The organism is Promicromonospora sp. NPDC057138 (assembly GCF_042670845.1).
In the GTDB taxonomy this organism is placed as follows: domain Bacteria; phylum Actinomycetota; class Actinomycetes; order Actinomycetales; family Cellulomonadaceae; genus Promicromonospora.
Genome location: NZ_JBHUUX010000021.1, coordinates 16,057 through 32,777 on the forward strand (window position 1 = coordinate 16,057; position 16,721 = coordinate 32,777).

Annotated in this window: 12 protein-coding genes and 1 tRNA gene; all 13 read left to right on the top strand. The window is 69.5% G+C overall.

Annotated features, from left to right (window positions below):
• Positions 1-72 precede the first annotated feature (72 nt).
• The 13 genes from ACFT2C_RS13755 (at position 73) to rpoB (ending at position 16,624) form a co-directional block, all read left to right on the top strand.
• A tRNA-Trp gene (locus ACFT2C_RS13755) sits at positions 73-148 on the top strand.
• Between the two features lie 101 nt (positions 149-249).
• Positions 250-495, top strand: coding sequence for a preprotein translocase subunit SecE (secE, locus tag ACFT2C_RS13760; protein ID WP_377207632.1), 246 nt, complete (start codon positions 250-252; stop codon positions 493-495).
• Between the two features lie 247 nt (positions 496-742).
• Complete coding sequence (nusG, locus tag ACFT2C_RS13765) at positions 743-1,570, top strand: transcription termination/antitermination protein NusG (RefSeq protein ID WP_377207633.1); 828 nt, start codon at positions 743-745, stop codon at positions 1,568-1,570.
• A 74-nt stretch (positions 1,571-1,644) separates the two neighbouring features.
• Positions 1,645-2,076 (top strand): 50S ribosomal protein L11, encoded by a 432-nt coding sequence (gene rplK / locus ACFT2C_RS13770; RefSeq protein WP_108492315.1) that lies wholly within the window; start codon positions 1,645-1,647, stop codon positions 2,074-2,076.
• Positions 2,077-2,168: 92 nt separating this feature from the next.
• Entirely contained in the window at positions 2,169-2,885 is a 717-nt protein-coding gene (gene rplA, locus ACFT2C_RS13775; RefSeq protein ID WP_377207634.1) for a 50S ribosomal protein L1, read from the top strand.
• A 276-nt stretch (positions 2,886-3,161) separates the two neighbouring features.
• Positions 3,162-3,794: an RNA polymerase sigma factor gene (locus ACFT2C_RS13780; protein WP_377207635.1), complete on the top strand. Its 633-nt coding sequence runs from the start codon at positions 3,162-3,164 to the stop codon at positions 3,792-3,794.
• Positions 3,785-4,345 carry a hypothetical protein gene (locus ACFT2C_RS13785; RefSeq protein ID WP_377207636.1) on the top strand — a complete coding sequence of 187 codons (561 nt, stop codon included), beginning with the start codon at positions 3,785-3,787 and terminating at the stop codon, positions 4,343-4,345. Before ACFT2C_RS13780 ends, ACFT2C_RS13785 begins: the two co-directional genes overlap by 10 nt.
• Positions 4,346-4,663: 318 nt before the next feature.
• Positions 4,664-5,971 carry a S8 family serine peptidase gene (locus tag ACFT2C_RS13790; RefSeq protein ID WP_377207637.1) on the top strand — a complete coding sequence of 436 codons (1,308 nt, stop codon included), beginning with the start codon at positions 4,664-4,666 and terminating at the stop codon, positions 5,969-5,971.
• Between the two features lie 27 nt (positions 5,972-5,998).
• Positions 5,999-8,614: a CHAT domain-containing protein gene (locus ACFT2C_RS13795; protein WP_377207638.1), complete on the top strand. Its 2,616-nt coding sequence runs from the start codon at positions 5,999-6,001 to the stop codon at positions 8,612-8,614.
• A gap of 144 nt (positions 8,615-8,758) precedes the next feature.
• Entirely contained in the window at positions 8,759-11,353 is a 2,595-nt protein-coding gene (locus ACFT2C_RS13800; RefSeq protein WP_377207639.1) for a CHAT domain-containing protein, read from the top strand.
• Positions 11,354-11,680: 327 nt separating this feature from the next.
• Positions 11,681-12,211, top strand: coding sequence for a 50S ribosomal protein L10 (gene rplJ, locus ACFT2C_RS13805; RefSeq protein ID WP_377207640.1), 531 nt, complete (start codon positions 11,681-11,683; stop codon positions 12,209-12,211).
• A gap of 83 nt (positions 12,212-12,294) precedes the next feature.
• Entirely contained in the window at positions 12,295-12,678 is a 384-nt protein-coding gene (gene rplL / locus ACFT2C_RS13810; RefSeq protein WP_377207641.1) for a 50S ribosomal protein L7/L12, read from the top strand.
• A 433-nt stretch (positions 12,679-13,111) separates the two neighbouring features.
• Positions 13,112-16,624 (top strand): DNA-directed RNA polymerase subunit beta, encoded by a 3,513-nt coding sequence (gene rpoB / locus ACFT2C_RS13815; protein WP_377207642.1) that lies wholly within the window; start codon positions 13,112-13,114, stop codon positions 16,622-16,624.
• Positions 16,625-16,721 lie beyond the last annotated feature (97 nt).

Here is a 16,721-nt window from a genome sequence, read left to right on the forward strand (position 1 = left end):
GATCGATGCTCGCCGTTTGTGGCATGCCTCTCCGGGGGCTTGTGTGAACACTTGACAAGCGTCGAAACACAGAGGGTAGTGGCGCAATTGGTAGCGCAGCGGTCTCCAAAACCGCAGGTTGCAGGTTCGAGTCCTGTCTACCCTGCCAGCGTGAACCCCAGCGGGGCCGCGCGCAGCGGGCCCACGTGAGTGGACCTGGAAAGCCAGTCCGCGCCGCCCGGCGCGCGGGGCCACAGGAGTGGGGTAGCAGTGAGCGACACCGAGGTGATCCAGAGCGCCGCGGAGCGTCCGAGCAAGGGCGGCGGCAACATCTTCGCCCGAATCGCGCTCTTCGTGCGCCAGGTGGTGGCCGAGCTCAAGAAGGTCGTCGCACCGACGCGTTCCGAGCTCGTGACGTACACGACGGTGGTGCTCGTCTTCCTGGTCGTCGTCATGATCTTCGTGGTGGCGCTGGACTACGCGTTCGGCCTGCTCGCCGGCTGGGTCTTCGCCTGATCGAGGCAGTCTCGGACAGCGGCTGACACGGCCGTAGCCGGTCCCGATCCCGGGCCGACGTCGGTCCGGGTGCGCCGGGCCAGCACATGCGGCACGCTGCGCAGTACTTCGCTGTGATCGTTCTCGCCTGACGCCGATTGTTCCTTCGCGGCACTTTCGCGCGACAATGGCACGACACAGCTCGTAGAGGTACGCACACCCGTGCCGGGCGCAGCCCCGGCGCACGAAGAGAAAGCAGGTTCGTTTCGTGTCCCAGGACTCTCTGGACCAGACGGAGAACGTCTCGCCGTCCGACGCCTCCGACGAGGTCGTCGACGCGCCCCTGGACGCCGAGAACGCTGACGTGCCTGCGGACGCCGAGACACCGGCTGACACCGACGCCGAGACCACTGACGAGGGCGAGGTCGAGGGCGACGCCGCCGACGAGCGCACCGTCGACGCCGACGGCGACGTCATCGTGGACGAGGTCGAGGAGTTCAAGCGAACCCTCCGCAGCCAGTTTGGTGACTGGTACGTCATCCACTCGTACGCGGGCTACGAGAAGCGCGTGAAGACCAACCTCGAGAACCGCATCCAGAGCCTGAACATGGAGGACTACATCTTCCAGGTCGAGGTTCCGATGGAAGAGGTCGCCGAGATCAAGAACGCGCAGAAGAAGATCGTGAGCCGGGTCCGCATCCCGGGCTACGTCCTCGTGCGCATGGACCTGACCGACGAGTCGTGGGGCGCCGTGCGGCACACGCCGGGCGTCACGGGCTTCGTCGGGCACACGCACCAGCCGGTGCCGCTGAGCTTCGACGAGATCTACTCGATGCTCGCGCCGTCGATGCTGCCCCAGCCCGCCCAGGCCGGTCAGCCGGCCGCCGGTGGCGGCGCGGCGACCGGTGGCAAGGCCCCGGTGCACGTCGACTTCGAGGTCGGCGAGTCGGTGACCGTGACAGACGGGCCGTTCGACACGCTGCCCGCCTCGATCTCCGAGATCAACGTCGAGGCCCAGAAGCTCAAGGTCCTCGTTTCCATCTTCGGCCGGGAGACCCCGGTCGAGCTGGGGTTCAACCAGGTCGCCAAGATCTGAGTCGTCAGTTCCTCAGCATTGCAACCGGGTCATCGCCCACGGCGTCGGCCCAACCGAACAGAAGGTAGACAAGCATGCCCCCGAAGAAGAAGGTCTCCGGCCTCATCAAGCTGCAGATCCAGGCCGGCGCCGCGACGCCGGCTCCGCCGATCGGCCCGGCCCTGGGTCAGCACGGCGTGAACATCATGGAGTTCTGCAAGGCGTACAACGCCGCGACGGAGTCGCAGCGCGGCAACGTCGTCCCGGTCGAGATCACGGTGTACGAGGACCGCTCGTTCACCTTCATCACGAAGACCCCGCCGGCCGCCGAGCTGATCAAGAAGGCCGCCGGCGTGCCCAAGGGCTCGCCGACGCCGCACACGGTCAAGGTCGCCTCGATCACGAAGGCTCAGGTCCGCGAGATCGCGACGACCAAGCTCCCGGACCTGAACGCGAACGACCTCGACGCCGCGTCGCTGATCATCGCGGGCACGGCCCGCTCGATGGGCATCACCGTCTCGGAGTGACGAGACCCGTCAGACCAAGGTGACCCGGCGGACGTCGTCGGGCACCAGCAGTGGCAGGGCCGCAGGCCCGCTACGACCACAAGGAGAGAAACATGGCAAAGCGCAGCAAGGCGTACCTCGCCGCCGCGGAGAAGATCGACAGCGAGGCGCTGTACGCGCCGCTTGACGCGATCCGTCTCGCGAAGGAGACCGCCACCGTCAAGTACGACGCGACCGTCGAGGTCGCGTTCCGGCTGAGCGTCGACCCGCGTAAGGCGGACCAGATGGTCCGTGGCACGGTCAACCTGCCGAACGGCACGGGTAAGACCGCGAAGGTCATCGTGTTCGCCAACGCCGCCAAGGCGGAGGAGGCCCGTGCGGCCGGTGCCGACGAGGTCGGCGGCGACGACCTGATCGAGAAGGTGGCCGCCGGCTACACCGACTTCGACGCGGCCGTCGCCACGCCGGACCTCATGGGCAAGGTCGGTCGCCTCGGTAAGGTGCTGGGCCCCCGCGGCCTCATGCCGAACCCGAAGACCGGCACCGTGACGATGGACGTGACCAAGGCCGTCACCGACATCAAGGGCGGCAAGATCGAGTTCCGTGTCGACAAGCACGCGAACCTGCACTTCATCATCGGCAAGGCCTCCTTCTCGGAGACCCAGCTGCTGGAGAACTACGCTGCGGCGCTCGACGAGGTCCTGCGCCTCAAGCCGTCGTCGTCGAAGGGTCGCTACATCAGCAAGGCGACCATGACCACGACGATGGGCCCCGGCATCCCGCTGGACCAGAGCAAGACCACCAAGCTCCTGGAAGACGCCTCGGCCTGATCCGAGTGCGCTCCTGAGCGCGAGAAGGCCCGCATCCCGAAGGGGATGCGGGCCTTTTTGATTTGCCATCAAAAGGATGTATCGAACTCGGCGTCCCGCCCTCTTGTCTGGTGAGCGGCATCGAGCCGACCTGCGCCGAGGAGAGGGGAGTGCCTGATGGGCACAGTCTTCTACCTCCCCGGATCCGCAGTGTCGGCCGTAGACTCGGCTGGTCCAAGTGCTCCACATCCGGTATCGGACGTGGAAGCAACCGCCAGCAGAGAATCCCGTGGTGCAATGACAGGATCAAGGGAGGCCCTGCCCGACGTCGACGGGCCCGGGCTCACGCTCGGCGATCGCGCTGCGATCGCCTTGACCGAGTACCGCGAGGGCAACCATCAAGCCCTCGGCGACCTGGTTCGCGAGGCCACGCCGTTGCTGTGGCACACCGTCCGCGCGCAGGGGGTCGAACACGACGCCGCGGACGACGTGGTACAGAGCACCTGGGTGGCGCTCGTGAAGCACGCGGACACGATCGCGGAGCCCAAGGCCGTCTTGAAGTGGCTCCTGGTCACGGCGAAGCGCGCCGCCTGGGAGGCCGTGCGCAAGCACCGTGACGACGAGAAGCGCCGCACCGAGCTCCCGGACGACAGCCCGGAGCACCCGATGGCGCTTCCCGCGAAGGACCCGCTGCCGGACGCCGAGGTGCTGCGCGAGGAGCGCGACCGCATCCTGTGGACGTCGCTCCAACAACTACCCGGACGCTGCCAAGAGCTGCTGCGTCTGGTCTCGCTCGCCGACCGACCGGACTACCGGCACATCTCGGCGGCGATCGGAATGCCGATGGGTTCCATCGGCTCGACTCGTGGGCGCTGCTTGGCGAAGCTGCGCACCATCCTCGACGAGCAGGGGGACTTCTCGTGGACCTGACGCCGGAACCGAACAAGGACGACGAGGCCGTGGGGGACCTCTCGTTCGACCCGAAGGGCGCGCTGGACGCCGAGGACGGTGCTCTGCTGACCCGCCTCGCCCACGTTGTCGAGGAACTGGACCCGGTGCCGAGCGACCTCGTCGAGCGCTCGCTGTTCGCGATCACGCTGGCCGGCCTCGAGGCCGACCTGATGGAGGCCGTCTATCTCGACGCGCCGCTCGCAGGCGTCCGGGGGGCCGCCGCAGCAGCACGTGCCGACGACGCCGCGCCCGCCGAGGCCAAGACAATTACCTTCACTCACGACTCGCTGACCGTCATGATCAGCCTGTCCCCGGCCGCCGGCGGCCGGGTCCGCATCGACGGCTGGGCGGCCCCTGCCGCGGGCCTGGACGTGGAGCTGCACCGCCCGGGGGTCGACGTCGTCACGGTCGCCTCCGACGAGGAGGGCCGGTTCTCCTTCGACTCCGTCGAGCGGGGGCGCGCGAGCCTGGTGGTGCGCCGGACGGACGGCGGGGGCGGGGCCGTGAGTACGCCGGTCATCGAACTCTGAATGCTGAGTTCCTGAACTTCTGAATGCCTGAGTCTCTGATCCCGCCGCGGGGGTGCGGCGGGGTCTACCGAGTATGCCTATCGATGGAGAGGTGCTGCTGTGAGTGAGCCCATGCCCGAGCGTCCTGCAATGCGCGTCCGTGACCACTCCGGAGGATGGCGGCCGGTTCGTGAGCTGGATCCGACGTCGGACCAGCTCCCCGGCGGGCGCCTGGCGCCGACCCGCTACGTGCGCGACCGAGTGATCGTCCGCGGCGATGCTGAAGGTGGTCACAACGCGCTGGTCGAGATGATCACGGCCCGCGCCCGCGAGAACGGCGTGACCGTGACGACGGGCGAGTTCGACCAGGCGCCGTCGCGCGAAGGTGCGGACGTCCTGGGTGCGCGGCCCGACATCGAGGTGCGGCTCGACGACGTCCGGGACGACTGGGACGCGGTCGGGCTGCTGGCTTCGGTCGCGGATGACGCGGGGGACAACCGCAAGCGGATGTCGCTGGACCACGTGGTCACTGGTCACAGGAATCACGGCGGATATGGGGACCCAGACAAGCGGATTCCTGCGGTATACCCGGGCTCAGCGCCCGTGCGCGCAGCCAACGGGCTGTCGCCGCTGGTAACCGTGGGCGGTGTTGACCGGCCGGTGATCGCAATCCTGGACACAGGCATCGGCCAGCACCCATGGTTCGACGAGCCTGGAACTGTCGTCCTCCGTGATGCACAGCTCGATGGCCAGGCCATCGGGACCTATCCCGAGGAAGACGTGGATGCGGAACGCGAGGGGCGTCGCGACGGCGCGGCATCGCCACTCGACCCGTATGCCGGGCACGGCACCTTCATCGCCGGGGTCGTACATCAGACGTGCCCGGATGCAGCGCTGCTCCCAGTTCGGGTGTACGGCGGGGACGGCACCGCATCCGAGTGGGACTTCGCGCGCTCCCTGGAACGGCTCCTTGAGTTCCACCTCCGTGGACTGGCAGGAGTCTCGGGATACTTCCCCGTCGATGTCGTGGTGATCGCCAGCGGCTACTACTTGGAGCACCCCGAGGACGACGACGACTACGAGGGCATCTACCGCGGCAGACTCCGTGACCTGCGTCGAGCTGGCGTGCTCGTGGTGGTGTCCGCCGGTAACGACGGATCCACCCGCAAGTCGTTCCCTGCGGGCTGGGCACCGCCGGTTCGGCGAACGAGCCTCGGGGTCGTGCCCAGTAATGCGCACGACCTCAACCCGGACTACACACCGCTGCTGGGTGTAGCGGCGTCCAACCCGGATGGCACCCTGGCCGACTTCAGTAACGATGGGCCCTGGATCGCGGCTGTCCGGCCGGGCGTACAGGTCCTGAGCACGATGCCGACGACGTTTGACGGGGCCGCCGAAGGGGAGCGCTCAGCGGACGGTCTACGCCAGACGGCGGACCCGGACGACTTCACGCATGGCTACGGCACCTGGAGCGGAACGTCGTTCTCGGCGCCCCGACTCGCGGGCGAGCTCGCGGTAGAGATCTTCACAAGCAGAGCCGCCGGCCGTGTGCCGGCGACGGACGCACTGGGCCGGGTCAGCGACGCCTGGCATGCTGTGACTCGAGTCGGGGATCTCTATTCGGAGGTACCCGGAGTGCCAGTGTGAAGGACTGATCCGGGGGTGCGTTGAGCGGTGGTGGGCAGTAGGTCGGACTTCGAATCGCTCACCGAGCGATTCGAACGGGCGCGGGAGTGGAATGCCCGCGCCCGTCCGCGTCGCGCTCGCCGCGAGTTCCAAGCGCTGCTTCGCGATCTTGACTCGTACGACGAGACGGACCTGACCGGTGCCGGCCGACAGACCTGGGCGTGGCTCATCGCCCGGTCATGGATGGGGCTCGCCCAGGCGGATCTTGCCTGTACCGGAGACCTCCCCGCAGCGCTCGGGCTGCTCGACCGGGCGCTGGGCGCGGCGCAGCTGCTGGACGGTATTGAGCGCCAGCGCATCGAGGCGGTGACCGCAGGGCAGCGAGGGTCATTCCTGCTCGGCGCAGGGGAGCCTGCGGAGGCAGTACGACTCTTCGACCGGGTACTTGCGGTCAGTGACGACAGCGAGCCGCGGGACCTGGCCATTACCTATCTCAATCGAGCCTTCGCCCTCTCGGACCTCGGCGACGTCGAGGGGGCGGTGGCCGACAACCTCGCGGCGGTGCAGCACGCAGAGGCGGCAGGCGCACCAGTGCTTGTGGCCTTTGCGCGGCATAACTCCGGCTATTACCTGAGCATGCTTGGCGATGCGCCTGCGGCGCTCGCTGAGATGGCAGCCGCGCGTGAACTTGCGCCGGATCAGGATGACGGGATTCCACTGCAAGGCCGGGCCGAGGTGCTGTACGGGGTGGGCCTCCTTGACGAGGCCGAATCCCTGCTGGATACAGCGATCCCTCAGTTGCTCAAGGCGGGCCTACGCACAGACCGCGCCATCGCCGAATACTCCCGCGCCCGGTGTCTCCTCGCTCTCCTCCGCTTCGATGAGGCGTCGGCCTTTGCTGCCCGCGCGCGCACACATTTTATGGCGGCAGGCTACGAACAATGGGCGGTATTGGCCGGGGTCCTGGAGTTGGAGGCCGCGCTCGCGCCGGTTCGTCGTGGTGCGCAAACACTGACGAATCGCGCGATCCGTCGACGAGCCGTGAAGGCGCTTGAGGCGGCCCGGGAAGGTGACGCCGCAGGCCCCGTCCTCGGCCAGCACCCCGGTCACGCAGCGCGCTTGGTCGCGGCGCAGTGGTCGCTGATTGCGGGTGATCTCGACTCTGCCCGCGAAACGCTCGCTGAACTGCCGCGTGGTCTCACAAGTGCCCCCCTGACAATGCGGATCCAGCACTACACCGTCCAGGCAGAACTTGCGTTCGCGACGCGGGACCGTGCCAGAGGTCTACGCGCGGTGCGGGCGGGTCTGGGCCTGCTCGCTGACCACCGCAGCCGACTGGGATCGGTCGAATCGGTCACGGCTGCCGCCGCGCACGCCGTTGACCTGACTCGAATAGATGTCGAGGCCGCCGTACGAACGGGCCGTCCCGCCGCCTTGTTCGATGCGCTTGAGCGGGGACGCGCCACGTTTGCTGGCACGGGCCGGGTCACGCCGCCCGACGATCCAGGGGCCGCAGCGCTCCTTACCGAGGCACGTGGCCTGCTGGCCAAGGCTCGTCTGCTGGACGCAGCTGCGGCTAGAGAGCGTGAGCGGCTCACACGGCGCGCGCGCCGCATCCAGGACGAGGTTCGAGAGCGGTCGTGGCGGCACGCAGGCAATGCCGGCGCGGTCCAGAGACCGGCCACAGCACGCGAGCTGCAGCATGTCCTTGCCGAGCGTGGTGACGACACATCGGTGGTGGCCAACTTCGTGGTGATCGATGGTCTACTTCGCTGCGTCCGTGTCGACGCCCAGACAGTGACGACCATCGACTTCGGCCCAGCCGAAGACGTCACCGAACGCGTCCGCCGCCTGGGCGCCGACTTCGCCATGGCCGCCAACGACCTCATCCCGGCCCCGCTCCGCGCAGCCGCCAGCTCCTCTCTGGCGCGCAATCTCAAAGTGCTCGACGACATCCTTCTAGCCCCACTCCGCGCCGACGGCGACCTCTACGTCGTCGCCCGCGAACCCCTGCTCAGCGTCCCGTGGACCGCACTCCCGTCCCGCAGTGGCCTGCGCACCGCCGTCAACTCCTACGTCGCCCGCGGCCGCACCCACGCCCGGCCCACCGGCGAACGCCGCCTGCTGGCAGCCGCCGGCCCAGGCGTGAAGCACGGTGCCGCTGAGGCCCACGCCGTCGGCGAGCACTGGCCCGGCGCAACCGTCCTGACCGGCGACGACGCCGTCACCGAGCAAGTCCGCAAGGCCCTCGCCACGCACGACGTCGTGCACCTCGCCACCCACGGCCAGCACGACGCCGACAACCCCCTCTTCGCGAGCATCGACCTGGCCGACGGCCCCCTGTTCGCCCACGAGCTGGACGGAACACCACTGCCGGGCTCGGTGGTGATCCTGTCGTCGTGCGAGGTCGGCGGTTCCACCCAGGTGCTCGGCGGCGAGGTCCTCGGCCTCACGTCGGTGCTCCTGCGCCTCGGCGCCCGCGCGGTCATCGCCTCGGTTGCCAAGCTCTCAGACGAGCTCGCCGCTCGCGTCATGCCGCGCCTGCACGCCCACCTGCGCGAGACCGACGACCCGGAGGCGGCGCTCGCGGCGGCCCTCACCGACGTCGCCGAGCCGGTTCCGCTGGTCTGCTTCAGCTCTGTCGAGGGGCTCGCAGCCGGGTGATTCCGCGCCCGCCTAAACCGCTTCGCCCCCGGGCGACGGGTCCCTGACCTGCGGCGTCAGAAAGGTCGATGACAGGGGGCAGCACACCCCGCTACCGTGGCCCGCCAGATACCCGCATGGGGTGTGAGATGGCTAGGGGGCGACATGTGGCCGGAACTCGAGGCGGAGCTGCTGGCCGCCCGGGAGCTCAACTCCCGGTCGCGGCCCGGCGATGCGCTGCCCCGGTTCCGGGAGGTGCTCGACAAGCTCCGGGTCGTGGACCTCGCCGGCCTCGGGCCCGCGGACTACGAACGCTGGGCCGAGGGCATGGTGCGCTCCCTGGCGGGCGAGGCTGTAGCGGTCCACTCAGTCGAGGACACGCTGGACAAGCCACTGGCCATTCTCGACGACGCCGACGCCCGTGCCGACGCGGCCCCACCGGAGGCCCGGGTGCGGCTCGCCGCGGTCGTCGAGGGGACGCGCGGTCTGCTCCTGCAGCGGGCCGGCCGGCACCTCGAGGCCATGGCGGCCTTCGACCGCGTGCTCGCGGATCCGGCACTGCTTCCCGCGCGCGACTTCGCGACGGCCCTGCTCAACCGGGGCGCGACCGCCATCGAGCTCGGGCGGCTGGACGCGGCGCTGCGCGACTTCGACGCCTGCCACGAGCAGGCGATGCGTGCCGACCTGACCAACGTCGCTTCCCTCGCCCTGCACAACACCGGGTTCGTGCGGTACGCGATCGGCGACCTGCCGGGCGCGCTGCAGGCCATGGCCGCCGCCCGCGCCGTCGACCCGGAGCGCGCGGACGGGCTGCTCGACATCGGCCGCGGCGCTGTCCTCTACGAGGCAGGCCTGCTGGAGGAGGCCGAACGCGTGCTGACCAAAGCGATCTCCCTCATGACCGGTCCCGGCCGGGCGCCGCACCGCGCTGAGGCCGAGTATTTCCGCGCGCGCTGCCTCATGGCGCTGCACCGGTGGGACGAGGCCCGCGCGGGGGCGGCGTTCGCCCGGCAGTACTACGCCGGAATCGGTCACCCGCAGCGGGCCGCGATCGCGCGCGTCGCCGAGCTGGAGGCGATCCTCCTGCCGATCCGGCGCGGCGAGGTGCCCGTACCGGGCGACGCGCGCCGGCGCGCCGAGCAGGCGCTCGAAGCGGCCGAGGCGGGGGACGAGGTGGACCCGCTGGTCGGGCAGCACCCCGGCCTGGCCGCGCGGTTCATCGCCGCGCACTGGTACCTCCTGGCCGACGACGTCGTCGCCGCCCGCGCCGTCCTCGCCAACCTCCCGGACGGGATGGCGGACGCCCCCCTGACCACCCGGATCCAGCAGCAGACGGTGCTCGCCCAGCTCGCGTTCGCGTCGGGGGACCGGGACGCCGGCGTCGCCGCCGTCCGCATCGGCTTCGGTCTGCTCGCCGACCACAGCCTGGGCCTCGGCTCCGTGGAGTCCGTGACCGCCGCCGCGGCGCACGGCGTCGACCTGCAGCGGACCGACGTCGCGGCCGCCGTCCGCACCGGCCGGCCCGACGCGCTGTTCGAGGCGGTCGAACGCGGCCGCGCCACGTTCGCGGGGGTGGGCGGCGCGGCCGCGCCGGACGATCCCGCCGTGCGCGGCCTCGTCACCGAAGCCCGCGGGCTCGTCGTGCTGGGCCGCAGGATCACCCACCCGGACGGCGCGTCCGAGCGCGCCGCCCTGTTCGAGCGTTCCCGCAGGCTCCTGGCGACGGCGCGCGAGCGCGCCTGGCACCGCACGGGCGACGACGCCGGCGTCGAGGAGCGCCCCGCCACCGTGGCGGAGGTGCGCGAGCTGCTGACTGCCCGCGACGACGGCGCCGTCGTCGCCAACTTCCTCGTGCTCGACGGCGCCCTGCGCTGCGTCCGCGTGGACGCCCACGGCGCGCGCACCGTCGAGCTGGGGTCCAGGGCGGACGTCACCGAGCGGGTACTACGAGCACGCGCCGACCTCGGGGTGTGCGCCAACGACCTCGTGCCCCTGGCGCTGCGCGAGGTCGCCCGCCGCTCCCTGACGCGTAACCTCGCCGCGCTCGACGACCTCCTGGTCCTTCCGCTGGAGGCGGACGGCCCGCTGTACGTCGTGGGCCGGGACCCGCTGGTCGGCGTGCCGTGGACCGCGCTCCCGTCCCGGCAGGGCCGGCGCACCACCATGCGCTCGTACGTGGCGCGGGGGCGCGCGCACCCGCGGCCGGGGGAGAGCCACCGCCTGCTCGCCGCGCACGGCCCGGGCGTCACGCTCGGCGCGAGCGAGGTGCAGGCAGTGGGCGAGGTGTGGTCCGGAGCCACCGTCCTCACCGGCGCTGCAGCGACGACGACGGCGGTCCGCGAGGCGCTGGCCACTCACGACATCGTGCACCTCGCCACGCACGGCACGCACGACGCCGACAACCCCCTCTTCGCCTCGATCGACCTGGCCGACGGCCCGCTGTACGCGCACGAGCTCGACGGCACGCGCCTGCCCGGCTCGGTGGTGATCCTGTCCGCGTGCGAGGTGGGCGGCTCCTCCCAGGTGGTCGGGGGCGAGGTCCTCGGCCTGACGTCGGTGCTCCTGCGGCTCGGCGCCCGCGCCGTCGTCGCCGCCGTCGCCCCACTGTCGGACGCCGTCGCCGCCCGCGTCATGCCGAGGTTTCACGCCCACCTGCGCGCCACCGACGACCCGGAAGCCGCGCTGGCGGCGGCGCTCGCGGGCGAGCCGGAGCCCGCACCGCTGGTGTGCTTCGGCTCCCTGGAGGGCCTGCCCCGCTGAGCCCGCCCGTCGGCTGCCCCGCCGCCGTCCGGCAGCGTGTGGTGCGTGCCACCGCCCGCCCGTGTAGTACCACCCGCGTAGCCATGTATGATTCTCAGGTAACCCAAGACCGCCGGTTGTCCGACGCTGCCCGCTCTTCACGAGCACAGGGCGGAAGAAGACCGAAGTCCCGCTGAGAGCGGGGGCCTGCGCAGGTGACGAACTCGAGTGCGGCTCTGCCGCGCAAACCGAGCCCCGTGCGCCTGCGCCGGGGCTCTTTCTCTTTTCCGGGACCCGCCCGGGGCTCACGCCCCAGGGGACGGTGGTACAACCACCGGAAGGATTGCCATGGCGAGGCCGGACAAGGCAGCCGCTGTCGCAGAGATCGCGGGCAAGTTCCGCGACTCCAACGCGGCCGTGCTGACCGAGTACCGCGGGCTCACCGTCGCGCAGCTCAAGGAGCTGCGTCGGTCGCTCAGCGGCAACGCAACCTACGCCGTGGTGAAGAACACGCTGACGGGGATCGCGGCCAAGGAGGCCGGTGTCGAGGGTCTCGACGCCGACCTGAAGGGCCCGTCCGCCATCGCATTCGTGACCGGGGACCCGGTCGAGGCTGCGAAGGGTCTGCGTGACTTCGCCAAGGCGAACCCTGCTCTGGTCATCAAGGGTGGCGTGCTCGACGGCGCCGCCATGACCGCTGCAGAGATCACGAAGCTCGCGGACCTCGAGTCCCGCGAGGTTCTGCTGGCCAAGGTGGCCGGCGGTCTGAAGGCCACGCTGACGCGTGCTGCATACGCCTTCTCCGCCAAGCCCGCCCAGGTCGCCCGCGTCATCGATGCCCTGCGCCAGAAGCAGGAATCGGAGGGCGCTGCCGCCTGATCGGGTGGCCGCGCCAGTAAACACCCCCTGCTTCTCGTGGGCCGGAACCGGCCCGCGAAGCGCCTACTGAAAGGAACGCCATCATGGCGAAGCTCAGCACCGACGAGCTCCTGTCCGCCTTCGAGGAGCTCACGCTCATCGAGCTGTCCGACTTCGTGAAGGCCTTCGAGGACAAGTTCGACGTCACCGCTGCCGCCCCCGTTGCCGCCGCCGCGGCCGGTCCGGCTGCTGCCGCCGCCGAGGCTGTCGAGGAGAAGACGGAGTTCGACGTCATCCTCGAGGCCGCCGGTGACAAGAAGATCCAGGTCATCAAGGAGGTGCGCGCGCTCACGTCCCTCGGTCTCAAGGAGGCCAAGGACCTGGTCGACGGCGCGCCGAAGCCGGTTCTCGAGGGCGCCGACAAGGACGCCGCCGAGAAGGCGAAGGCCGCCCTGGAGGGCGCCGGCGCCACCGTCACCCTCAAGTGACCTCTGGCCGTACCGCCTTCGGGCTGGTGTGACGGCGGCCCGGGCTCGTCCCGGGCGCCGTCCGCCGACTGCAGAGGCCCGCACCCTTCGGGGTGCGGGCCTCTCGTGTTCACCCAGCTCGTTTTCACCCGGGTGGGCCGCCGCGCCGCGGCGGTGCGGGCGGCAGCTCGGGTGCCAGTGCGGATACGCAACGATTCGAGGGTTATTGCGGTCTCGGCGTGCAGGTAGTAGGGCGACTAGACATACTAGAGCCAGATAGGTATGCTAGCGCTTTGCGCCCGCGTGTGCCCTCGACGCCTCCCCCTGCTTCCCGAAAGTCCTGGTTGCATCCCCGCTTGTGGGATGCCCTCCGGCGACCGGTGAAGTCCGGCAGAGCTTCCTGCAGCACCGCAGAGCGTACAGCGTTCACCCGAACTGCAGGGAAGGACCCCTCTTGGCTGCCTCGCGCACCCCTTCAGCTCCGTCCGCCGAAGCCATTGCGAACCGTACCGCTTCCCGTCGCGTTTCCTTCGCGAAGATCTATGAGCCACTCGAGGTCCCGGACCTGCTTGGCCTACAGACCGAGAGCTTCGACTGGCTTCTTGGTAACCCAGCCTGGCAGGCCAGGGTAGAAATTGCCAAGACGGCTGGCCGTAATGATGTCCCGGAAACTTCGGGCCTGGAGGAGATCTTCGAGGAGATCTCCCCGATCGAGGACTTCGGCTCCTCGATGTCTCTCTCCTTCTCGAACCACCGCTTCGAGCCGCCGAAGTACACGGCGGACGAGTGCAAGGAGAAGGACTTCACCTACGCGGCCCCGCTGTTCGTCACCGCGGAGTTCGTGAACTACACCACCGGTGAGATCAAGAGCCAGACGGTCTTCATGGGCGACTTCCCGCTCATGACGGCGCGCGGCACCTTCATCATCAACGGCACCGAGCGTGTCGTCGTCTCCCAGCTGGTGCGTTCGCCGGGCGTCTACTTCGAGCGCACCCCGGACAAGACCAGCGACAAGGACGTCTTCTCCGCGAAGATCATCCCGTCGCGCGGTGCTTGGCTCGAGTTCGAGATCGACAAGCGCGACGCCGTCGGCGTGCGCGTCGACCGCAAGCGCAAGCAGTCCGTCACCGTGCTGCTCAAGGCCCTCGGCATGAGCGAGGCGGAGATCCGCGAGGAGTTCGCCGAGTTCCCGTCGGTGCTCGACACGCTGGAGAAGGACCACGTCCACACCGAGGACGAGGCTCTTGTGGACCTGTACCGCAAGATCCGCCCGGGCGAGCCGCCCACGGTCGAGGCCGGCCGCGCGCTGCTCGAGAACTTCTACTTCAACCCGAAGCGCTACGACCTCGCGAAGGTCGGCCGCTACAAGGCGAACAAGAAGCTCGGTGTCGACGCACAGCTGGCCGAGTCCACGCTGTCGCTGACCGACGTCGTGGCCACGATCAAGTACCTCGCCGCCCTGCACGCCGACAAGCAGGTCCTCTCGGGGATGCGCAACGGCGAGCCGGTCGAGGTGCGCGTCGAGGTCGACGACATCGACCACTTCGGCAACCGTCGCATCCGCGCGGTCGGCGAGCTCATCCAGAACCAGGTGCGTACGGGTCTGTCCCGCATGGAGCGCGTGGTTCGTGAGCGCATGACCACGCAGGACGTCGAGGCCATCACGCCGCAGACGCTGATCAACATCCGTCCGGTCGTCGCGTCGATCCGTGAGTTCTTCGGCACCTCGCAGCTGTCGCAGTTCATGGACCAGAACAACCCGCTCGCCGGGCTGACGCACAAGCGTCGTCTGAACGCGCTCGGCCCGGGTGGTCTGTCCCGCGACCGCGCCGGCATGGAGGTCCGTGACGTCCACCCGTCGCACTACGGCCGCATGTGCCCGATCGAGACCCCTGAGGGCCCGAACATCGGCCTGATCGGTTCGCTCGCGTCGTTCGGTCGCATCAACCCGTTCGGCTTCATCGAGACGCCGTACCGCAAGGTCGAGAACGGCAAGGTCACCGACAACATCGAGTACCTCACGGCCGATGACGAGGACCGCTACATCATCGCGCAGGCGAACACGCCGCTGCTCGAGGACGGCACCTTCGTCCTCGACCGCGTGCTCGTCCGCACCAAGGGTGGCGAGACCAACGACATCCCGGGTGCCGAGGTCGACTACATGGACATCTCGCCGCGCCAGATGGTGTCGGTCGCGACTGCCCTGATCCCGTTCCTCGAGCACGACGACGCGAACCGCGCCCTCATGGGTGCGAACATGCAGCGCCAGGCGGTGCCGCTGGTCCGGTCCGAGGCCCCCGTGGTCGGTACCGGCATGGAGCGCCGTGCGGCGGTCGACGCCGGCGACGTCATCGTGGCGACCAAGCCCGGTGTGGTCACCGAAGTCTCGGCCGACCTGGTGCTCGTGGCGAACGACGACGGCACGACGGGCTCGTACCGCGTGCACAAGTTCGTCCGCTCGAACCAGGGCACGAGCTACAACCAGCGCGTGCTGGTCGACGAGGGTGCGCGGGTCGAGGTCGGCTCCGTCCTCGCGGACGGCCCGGCCACGGACGAGGGCGAGCTCGCGCTCGGCCGCAACCTGCTGGTCGCGTTCATGTCGTGGGAGGGCCACAACTACGAGGACGCGATCATCCTGTCGCAGCGCCTCGTGGAGGACGACGTCCTCTCCTCGATCCACATCGAGGAGCACGAGGTCGACGCTCGCGACACCAAGCTCGGCCCCGAGGAGATCACGCGGGACATCCCGAACGTCTCCGAGGAGGTCCTCGCGGACCTCGACGAGCGCGGCGTGATCCGCATCGGTGCCGAGGTCGGCGCGGGCGACATCCTGGTCGGCAAGGTCACCCCCAAGGGCGAGACCGAGCTGACCCCGGAGGAGCGCCTGCTGCGCGCGATCTTCGGCGAGAAGGCGCGCGAGGTGCGCGACACCTCGCTCAAGGTGCCCCACGGCGAGTCCGGCACGGTCATCGCGGTGCGCGAGTTCAACCGGGAGGACGGCGACGAGCTGCCCGCCGGCGTGAACCAGCTGGTGCGCGTGTACATCGCGCAGCGCCGCAAGATCACGGTCGGTGACAAGCTGGCCGGCCGCCACGGCAACAAGGGCGTCATCTCGAAGATCCTCCCGCAGGAGGACATGCCGTTCCTCGAGGACGGCACGCCGGTCGACGTCATCCTGAACCCGCTGGGTGTGCCGGGCCGTATGAACGTGGGCCAGGTGCTGGAGACCCACCTCGGGTGGATCGCCAAGCAGGGCTGGGACGTCTCCTTGGCGGAGGACAAGGGTGGGGAGTGGCTGGAGAGCCTCCCCGCGGTCGCTCACACGAGCGAGCCGGGCCGCCCTGTCGCCACGCCGGTGTTCGACGGTCTGGAGGAGGTCGCGCTGCGCGGTCTCTTCGGGGCGACCCTGCCGAACCGGGACGGCCAGCGCATGGTCAACCAGGACGGCAAGGCGATGCTGTTCGACGGCCGCTCCGGCGAGCCGTTCCCCGAGGCCGTCTCGACCGGCTACATGTACATCCTGAAGCTGCACCACCTGGTCGACGACAAGATCCACGCGCGTTCGACCGGACCGTACTCGATGATCACGCAGCAGCCGCTGGGTGGTAAGGCGCAGTTCGGTGGTCAGCGGTTCGGTGAGATGGAGGTCTGGGCACTCGAGGCGTACGGCGCCGCGTACACGCTCCAGGAGCTCCTCACCATCAAGTCCGACGACGTCCCGGGCCGTGTCAAGGTCTACGAGGCGATCGTCAAGGGCGAGAACATCCCCGACTCGGGCATCCCGGAGTCCTTCAAGGTGCTCCTCAAGGAGATGCAGTCGCTGTGCCTGAACGTCGAGGTGCTCTCGAGCGACGGTGTCTCCATCGAGATGAAGGAGTCCGACGACGAGGTGTACCGCGCCGCTGAGGAGCTCGGGATCGACCTCTCGCGGCGGCCCAACGCCGCCTCCAGCGTCGACGAGATCTGATACCGGTCCGCGCCCGTTGCACCGGGCGCGGACCCGGACTCCAGGCGCGGGCCTGGACACCACGAGGATTTTCGAGAACTTCAGGAAGTAGGACATC